This window comes from Burkholderia sp. Tr-862, assembly GCF_011753085.1.
Lineage (GTDB): Bacteria > Pseudomonadota > Gammaproteobacteria > Burkholderiales > Burkholderiaceae > Burkholderia > Burkholderia ambifaria.
Genome location: NZ_VWWG01000246.1, coordinates 1 through 7,079, shown reverse-complemented (window position 1 = coordinate 7,079; position 7,079 = coordinate 1). Strand labels below are relative to the sequence as shown.

General features: G+C 70.2%; 7 protein-coding genes and 3 pseudogenes. 4 read left to right on the top strand and 6 right to left on the bottom strand.

Features of this window, described 5'->3' with window-relative positions:
• Both F3J14_RS32705 and F3J14_RS32700 read right to left on the bottom strand, forming a co-directional pair.
• Positions 1-148 (bottom strand): annotated as a pseudogene (locus F3J14_RS32705) (glyoxylate/hydroxypyruvate reductase A); the annotation flags it as partial.
• Positions 149-152: 4 nt separating this feature from the next.
• A complete protein-coding gene (locus F3J14_RS32700; RefSeq protein WP_006762228.1) occupies positions 153-590 on the bottom strand; it encodes a VOC family protein in 438 nt (145 codons plus the stop codon).
• 284 nt (positions 591-874) lie between these two features.
• Between F3J14_RS32700 and F3J14_RS32695 the strand changes: the two genes are divergently transcribed.
• The gene (locus F3J14_RS32695; RefSeq protein ID WP_166726428.1) at positions 875-1,498 is read left to right on the top strand and encodes an alpha/beta hydrolase; all 624 of its coding nucleotides are present in this window, start codon (positions 875-877) and stop codon (positions 1,496-1,498) included.
• Between the two features lie 50 nt (positions 1,499-1,548).
• Here F3J14_RS32695 and F3J14_RS32690 read toward each other — a convergent pair whose 3' ends face one another.
• Both F3J14_RS32690 and F3J14_RS32685 read right to left on the bottom strand, forming a co-directional pair.
• On the bottom strand, positions 1,549-3,669 hold the full coding sequence (locus F3J14_RS32690; protein WP_166726427.1) for a phospholipase C, phosphocholine-specific: 2,121 nt from the start codon (positions 3,667-3,669) through the stop codon (positions 1,549-1,551).
• Between the two features lie 49 nt (positions 3,670-3,718).
• On the bottom strand, positions 3,719-4,003 hold the full coding sequence (locus F3J14_RS32685; protein WP_006754269.1) for a hypothetical protein: 285 nt from the start codon (positions 4,001-4,003) through the stop codon (positions 3,719-3,721).
• Positions 4,004-4,252: 249 nt separating this feature from the next.
• On the opposite strand from F3J14_RS32685, the pseudogene F3J14_RS32680 reads away from it, so the two are divergent.
• Positions 4,253-4,441 (top strand): annotated as a pseudogene (locus tag F3J14_RS32680) (2Fe-2S iron-sulfur cluster-binding protein); the annotation flags it as partial.
• A gap of 46 nt (positions 4,442-4,487) precedes the next feature.
• Here F3J14_RS32680 and F3J14_RS32675 read toward each other — a convergent pair.
• Complete coding sequence (locus F3J14_RS32675) at positions 4,488-5,408, bottom strand: LysR substrate-binding domain-containing protein (RefSeq protein WP_166726426.1); 921 nt, start codon at positions 5,406-5,408, stop codon at positions 4,488-4,490.
• 113 nt (positions 5,409-5,521) lie between these two features.
• Between F3J14_RS32675 and F3J14_RS32670 the strand changes: the two genes are divergently transcribed.
• Positions 5,522-6,160, top strand: a complete 639-nt coding sequence (locus F3J14_RS32670) for a glutathione S-transferase N-terminal domain-containing protein (RefSeq protein ID WP_166726425.1) — start codon at positions 5,522-5,524, stop codon at positions 6,158-6,160.
• 15 nt (positions 6,161-6,175) lie between these two features.
• Positions 6,176-6,412: pseudogene (locus tag F3J14_RS32665) on the top strand (TonB-dependent siderophore receptor); the annotation flags it as partial.
• A 41-nt stretch (positions 6,413-6,453) separates the two neighbouring features.
• Here the strand turns inward: F3J14_RS32665 and F3J14_RS32660 are convergent.
• Positions 6,454-7,079: MFS transporter (locus tag F3J14_RS32660; RefSeq protein WP_166726424.1), on the bottom strand; the 626-nt coding region annotated here is incomplete at its 5' end.

Sequence of the window (7,079 nt, the reverse complement as noted above, 5' to 3'; positions counted from 1 at the left end):
CGCGCGGCGCGCGCCACACGAGCGCGTAGTCGGCGGCGGCCGTGTCGCCCGGCTGCCACGCGCGCAGCTCGGCGTCGGGCAGCGCCTGCGCGATCGCGTCGCGCCATGCGTCGGCTTCCTGGTGCGGCGAGTAGAACAGGATCTTCATGCGCTTACTTCGCGAACAGCTGGCCGATGTCGGCGAACGCCTTGAATTCGAGCGCGTTGCCGCACGGATCGAGGAAGAACATGGTCGCCTGCTCGCCGACCTCGCCCTTGAAGCGGATGTGCGGCTCGATCACGAAGCGCGTGTGCGCGGCCTTGAGTTTGTCGGCGAGCGCATGCCATTCGTCCATCGACAGCACGACGCCGAAATGGCGCACGGGCACGTTGTCGCCGTCGACCGGATTCACCGCGCTCGCGCCGGTTTCGTCCGGCGCGAGGTGCGCGACGAGCTGGTGGCCGAAAAAGTCGAAGTCGACCCAGTGATCCGAGCTGCGGCCCTCGGGGCAGCCGAGCAGGCCGCCGTAGAACGCGCGCGCGTCGGCGAGGCTCGATACGGGAAAGGCAAGATGGAACGGGCGCAGCGCGCCGGCGGGCGTAGCGGACATCGGGCGTCTCCTGTCGATCGGAACCGGCGCGGCGGCGCGCGGTCGATCCGGTGCATGGCAAGCGGGAAGCCCACATTCTACGGTTTCGCGGCGTGTTGCGCCGCCGGGGGGCCGCCGGTGTGTGCCGCGCGGCTCGCGCAGGCGGCCGTTCCCGGTGCCCGTCGCCGGCGGCCGTCCCCGGTGCCCGTCCCGCGCAGAAGCAAAGCACAAAATATTGGTTCGGCCGCCGCGCGCGGCGCGCCACAATCGAACCTCGTCTCCAAGCAAAGCAAGCGAGGGCAATCATGCGCGCATGCAGCAAATCGGCGTGGCCGCCGCGGCTCGTGACCGTTCCGGGCCTGCACGGCAGCGAAGGCGCCCACTGGCAGACCTGGCTGGAGCGGCAGTTCCCGCGTTCGCTGCGGGTCGAGCAGGCCGACTGGGACGCCCCCGATCTCGCGCGCTGGGCGCAGTCCGTGCACGCGCTGCTCGAGCGCGAGCGCGGCCCGTTCGTGCTCGCCGCGCACAGCTTCGGCTGCCTCGCGGCCGCACATGCGCTCGCGCAATGGCCGCAGGCGGCCGACGTCGCGGGCGTGCTGCTCGTCGCACCGGCCAGTCCGAGGAAATTCACGTTCGCAGGAGCGTTCGACGCGCGCCGGCTCGCGGTGCCGTCGATCGTGATCGGCAGCGAGACCGATCCGTGGATGCCGCTCGCCGATGCGCGCACGCTCGCGCAGCGGCTCGGCAGCGCATTCGTGAACCTCGGCGACGCGGGGCACATCAACACCGCGGCCGGCTTCGGGCCGTGGCCGCGCGCGAAATATTTCGTCGACACGCTGGTGCATTGCGCGGCGCCGCTGCGCTTTCGCGATGCGGACGACGGCTTCGACGCCGCGCTCGTCGACCGCGCGCTCGCGCACGCGATCTGACACTTACCGGCACGCGCTGCGCAGCGGGGCCGCGCAGCGTCGTGGCGCCGCTACGACGCGGAGACGGGCGCCACCGCGGCCGGATCCGAGTAGCTCGACCGGCCGTTCTCGACGTGACCCGCGAAGCGGCGCGAGAACGTGCCGTTCGCGCCGTCGCTCACCGTAACGTCATACCAGTGGTGGCTCGATGCGAGCGCCCACTGCTCGACGCGTTCGTCGCCGCCGTGCAGCGTCACCTGGCGCGCGGGCGCGCCGTATGCGTTGTCGGCCAGCGTCAGCGTGACGTGACCCGCGCCATGGTTGCGCAGCTTCAGGTACAGGTTGCCGTTCGCGATGTCGTAGCCGGCCTTCACCTCCGGCTGCGCCTGGTTGCGGCGGCGCGCGGTCGCGGCCGACACGTTGCCCGCGAACATCCGGACGAAGCCGTTCGGCCCGTACACCGAGAACGCATACACGCCGTTCGTCTCCGTCAGGTCGAAGTCCGCGTGCAGCACGCGGCGCGCGCCGACCGTGTAGCGCCACGGGCCGTCGGTGCGGTTCGTCGCGTACACCTGGAAGTGCGCGCCCTGGTTGCCGCGGTTCGCGAACTCGATGCGCAGCGTGTTGCCGCCGTAAATGCTCGCGTTCACATGCAGTTCGTAAGGCAGCGCGCGTGCGGGCCGCACGCCGGGTTCCTGCGGGACGATCGGCGACGGCGTCGCGGGCACGGTGGGCGCGGGTTGCGACGTACATTGCTGGTCGGCGATCGAGCGGTACTGGCTCGTATCGGGCAGCGACGGAAACGATGCATCCGACGAGCGGAAGTCGAACGCGGCGGTGAGGTCGCCGCAGACGGTACGGCGCCACGGCGTGATGTTCGGCTCGTCGATGCCGAAGCGCTCGCCGATGAAGCGGATCACCGACGTGTGGTCGAACACCTGGGAGCACACGAAGCCGCCTTTCGACCACGGCGACACGACCGTCATCGGCACGCGCGGCCCGAGGCCGTACGGCAGCCCGTCGGCGGTGTAGCTGCCGCCGCGGCCGGGGTTCACGACGGTATGCAGCTCGCCGTCGGTCGTCACGGTCGATGCGCCCTGCGCGGCGGATGTCGGCGGCTGCGGCGGCACGACGTGGTCGAAGAAGCCGTCGTTCTCGTCATACATGATGAACAGCACGGTCTTCGCCCACACGTCCGGATTCGACGTCAGCGCGTCGAGGATCTGCGACGTGTAGTTCGCGCCGTACGCGGGCGTGTATTTCGGATGCTCGGAGAACGCGGCGGGCGGCAGCAGCCACGACACCTGCGGCAGCCGGTCGTTGATCACGTCGTCCTTCAGGTTGTCGAGCGTGCGCACCGTCTGCGCGCGCTGGTACAGCGACGAGCCCGGCTTCGCGTTGATGAAGTTCGTGAAGTTCTGCAGGATGTTCGTGCCGTAGTTGCCGTTGTACGGGTCGGCCCAGGTGAGCCCCTGCTGGTAGATCTGCCACGACACGCCGTGCGCCTCCAGCCGTTCGGGGAAGGTCGTCCACGACAGCAACTGGTACGCGGGCGGCAGGTCGCCGTCGACGTAGTCGGCGTTGTCGAGTAGCGGGCCGCCGAACTTGCCGGTCGGATCGACCGTCCCCGTCATCAGGTACGAGCGGTTCGGGTGCGTCGGCCCTGGCAGCGAGCAGAAGTAGTTGTCGCACACGGTGAACGCATCGGCGAGCGCATAGTGGAACGGGATGTCCTCGCGCACGTGATAGCCCATCGTCATGTCGGTCTTGTTCGCGGGCCACTGGTCGTAGCGGCCGCCGTCGATCGCCGCGTGGGTCTTCGCCCACGAGTGGTCGAGCGCGCCGAGGCACTGCGCGCTGGTCGTCTTCGTGTCGAGCCGGAACGGCAGCACCGGTTTCGTCGGGTCTTCCTTCGACGGCTGGTACCACACCGGCTTGCCGTTCGGCAGCGGGATCGGGAAGCGGTCGTTGTAGCCGCGCACGCCGCGCAGGTGTCCGAAGTAATGGTCGAACGAGCGGTTCTCCTGCATGAACACGACGATGTGCTGCACATCGCGGATCGTGCCCGTGCCGCGTGCGGCCGGAATCGCGAGCGCGCGGCGGATCGATTCAGGGAACGCGTTGAGCGCGACGGCGGCGCCCGCTGACTGTGCGACGGTATGCAGGAAACGGCGGCGGCTGGATGACGTCATGTTATTTCACCTCGGTTCTGCGATCGGGGACGGGACAGGAACGGCGGGATCAGTGCGGCGACGACGCGGCGACGCCGGACGCGCCCGCGTTCGTCGCGGGCTTGGCGTCGTCGTCATCGTCGGGCGGGTAGTGGACGACGGGCGGCGCGAGCGGTGCGGCTTCCGACGCGGCGGCGCTCGCGCCTGCACCGCTGTTGAATGCGCTCGCGGAGCCGGACGATGCCCCGGCCGGTGGCGAGCCGTCGGCCGTGTGTGCGTCGTGCGGCGCGTCGTCGCTGCAGGCGGCGACGAAGGTGGCGGCACACAGAACGACGACGAGGGCAACGCGACGCATGACTTCTCTCCTGGCAGGCGGATCGGGAAACGATTTCCAGTATGCCGATGCGATGCGACGATTCGGTGAATCGTTTGCAACCGGGGCGTGATCGCGAAAGGCTTTCGTGAAGCTGACCGGATGCTTTCGCGAAGCATCGCAGGCTCGCATGGCGGAATTTGCCAGCGGACGCGGATGCCGCGCGTATTTACACGCGTGGGCAATGCGACGGCGGAGGCATCGCGAGGCCTGCGCCGTGCGCGGCATTCCGAAGGCGAGCGGATCACGACCGTCGAGGGCCTCGCGCGCGGTGGCGTATTGAGCCGCGTGCAGCGTGCGTTTGTCGAACACGATGCGTTCCAGTGCGGCTACTGCACGTCCGGCCAACTCTGCTCCGCGACCGCGCTGCTCGACGAATTCTCGCCCGGTGCCGCGAGCGCCGTCACCGACGATGTGCGGCGCTCACGCTCGACAAGGTGGCGATGCCGGCGCGGGCCTGAGCGCGTCAGCGCCGCGGCGTCCTGCGCCGCACTTCGCTGCGCAGCCAGTCGAGCCACGTGCGGATCGCCGCTTCGTGCGGATGACCGGGGCGCCACACCATGTAGTGCGCATACACGTCGGTCACGCGCACCGTCGACACGCGCACGAGCGTGCCGGCCGCGAGTTCGGGTTCGATCAGCGAGCGGCGCGCGAGCGCGACGCCGCGTCCTTTCAGCGCCGCGTCGATCAACGCGTTCGCATCGGTGAAGCGCGGCGCGCGCGCGGATTCGACGAGGTCGAGGCGCGCGGCCTGGAACCACGGTTCCCACGGCTGCGCGGGATGGCGCAGCAGGGTCGCGCGCACGAGATCGGCCGGCGCGCGCGGCGCGATGTCGTCGCGATTGCGGTACGCGGGGCTCGCGACCGGAAAGACCGTCTCGGTCATCAGCTTCTCGGCGACGACGCCCGGCCAGGTGCCGGGCCCGTAGCGCAGCGCGACGTCGATGCGGTCGCGCTTGCGCAGCGGCGCGAGCGCCGCGTCCGGATGCAGCGCGATCGCGATGTGCGGATGCGCGGCCGCGAAGCGCGGCAGGCGCGGCGCGAGCCAGCGCTCGGCGACGCTCGGCAACACGCTCACGTTCAACGTGACGTCGCAGGTGCGCGGGCGGGCGCGCACGGCGAGCGCCGGCTCGAACGCGCGTTCGAGCACGCTCAGGCCCTGGCGCACCTGCAGCACGAGCGCATGCGCGGCATGCGTCGGCGTTGCGCCGTTGCGCTCGCGCGTGAACAGCGGATGGCCGAGCTGCGCTTCGAGCGCGCGGATGTGCTGGCTGACCGCGCCCTGCGTGAGCGCGAGTTCGTCGGCCGCGCGCGTGAAGCTCTGCAGCCGCACGGCGGCTTCGAACGCACGCAGCGTCTGCAGCGGGGGAAGGTGGATGCGTCGCATCACGCATTAGTAACACTAATGCCCGAGCACGACAATTCATCGTTTGTGGCGGCCGGCCGCGCGCTCCTACACTCGGTTCCGTCTTTCAACGAGCCCACCGGGCAACGCCATCAATGAACGCATATCGTCTCTATCTTTCGCCGGGCGCATGTTCGCTCGCCGCCCACATCGCGCTCGAGGAAACCGGCGCGCCGTTCGACGTCGAGATCGTGTCCGTGCGCGAGCGGCAGAATCTCGACGCGCACTATCTCGCGATCAACCCGAAGGCGCGCGTGCCCGTGCTCGCGATTCCGGGCGAGCCGCGCGTGCTGACCGAAACGCCCGCGATCCTCACGTATCTCGCGCGCCGTCATCCGGACGCGCAGTTGCTGCCGCTCGACGATCCGCTGCGCGAGGCGCGCTGCCACGAATGGCTCGCCTGGCTGGTCGGCTGGGTGCACGGCGTCGGCTACGGCACGCTGTGGCGGCCGGGGCGCTTCATCGGCGATCCTGCGCTGCACGGCGCGGTCGGCGCGCACGGCCGCGACCTGATCGACGCCGCGAACGAATCGATCGAAGCCGTGCTCGCCGACGGTCGCACGTGGGCCGAGCCGGGCGGTCATTCGATCGTCGATCCGTTCCTGCTGGTGCTGTATCGCTGGGGTATCGCGATCGGGCTCGACATGACGCGGCATCCCGCGTGGACCGCGCATGCGCAGCGCGAGGCCGGGCGGCCGGCCGCTCAGCGCGCGCTGGCGCGCGAGCAGGTCTGACACGCGGCCGCGGCTGGCCGGCGCAACGTGACGGCACAAGGCGACGGCCAGCTTGGCGCGTACTGGGTGCACAGTCTGATGGCCGGCTACGAGGTGAGCCGCCGGCTGCGCTTCCAGCTGAACGTCGACAACCTGTTCGATCGTGCCTATGTCGAACGCGTGCGGCAGGTGTCGGGGAGCGAATCGCGATCGTCCGCGGTCGAGTTCGGCGACGGCCGCTCGGCGATGCTGTCGGCCGTGTACACGTTCTGAAGCCCCGTGCGGGTTCGGCAAACCGACACCGCGCCTGCCCGCTAGCGCGCAAACAGCGGGTACGTCGCGCCTGCGATCAGCGCGGCGGCGAGCCAGACCACGCTCCACGAACTGACGGCGAGCAGCGGCGGAATCGCGAGCGGCGTGGCGAACAGCCCGAGATAGACGATCGTGTTCGCCATCCCGAGCGCGGTGCCCGCATGGTTCGCGCCCGCGAGCGTCGCGAGTTCGGTGTACGCGACGCCGTGCCATGCCGACACGCAGATGCCGGCGAACACGAGAATCGCGACGATCGCGGCGAGCGGCACGTGCGGGCTACCGGCGGTCGCGGCCGCGAGCAGTGCGAACGATCCGGCCGCGACGCACACCGACCCGCGCAGATACGCGCGGCGGTTGCCGTGCCGGTCGGTATGACGACCGCTCCAGACCCGCATCACCATGGCGCCGACCTGCAGCGCGACCATCGCCGCGCTGATGCCGGCGAGGCCGAGCTTGCCGAAATCGTGCAGGAACACGGTCGCGAACGTGAGCACCGCGAACTGCGGCGCACACAGCGCGCCGATTCCGAGCACGATGCGCCACACGCGGCCGCTCGCGAGCGGGCTGCGCGTGGCCGCGGCCGGCGATTGCCGTGAGACTGGCCGGTGCGCGGCGGGTCCGTGCGCGG

What these genes read in the sequence shown, in the direction of transcription:
- F3J14_RS32695 (WP_166726428.1), top strand. Translation starts at nt 875, where the DNA reads ATGCGCGCATGCAGCAAATCGGCGTGGCCGCCGCGGCTCGTGACCGTT.
- F3J14_RS32700 (WP_006762228.1), bottom strand. Translation starts at nt 590, where the DNA reads ATGTCCGCTACGCCCGCCGGCGCGCTGCGCCCGTTCCATCTTGCCTTT.
- F3J14_RS32675 (WP_166726426.1), bottom strand. Translation starts at nt 5,408, where the DNA reads ATGCGACGCATCCACCTTCCCCCGCTGCAGACGCTGCGTGCGTTCGAA.
- F3J14_RS32690 (WP_166726427.1), bottom strand. Translation starts at nt 3,669, where the DNA reads ATGACGTCATCCAGCCGCCGCCGTTTCCTGCATACCGTCGCACAGTCA.
- F3J14_RS32685 (WP_006754269.1), bottom strand. Translation starts at nt 4,003, where the DNA reads ATGCGTCGCGTTGCCCTCGTCGTCGTTCTGTGTGCCGCCACCTTCGTC.
- F3J14_RS32670 (WP_166726425.1), top strand. Translation starts at nt 5,522, where the DNA reads ATGAACGCATATCGTCTCTATCTTTCGCCGGGCGCATGTTCGCTCGCC.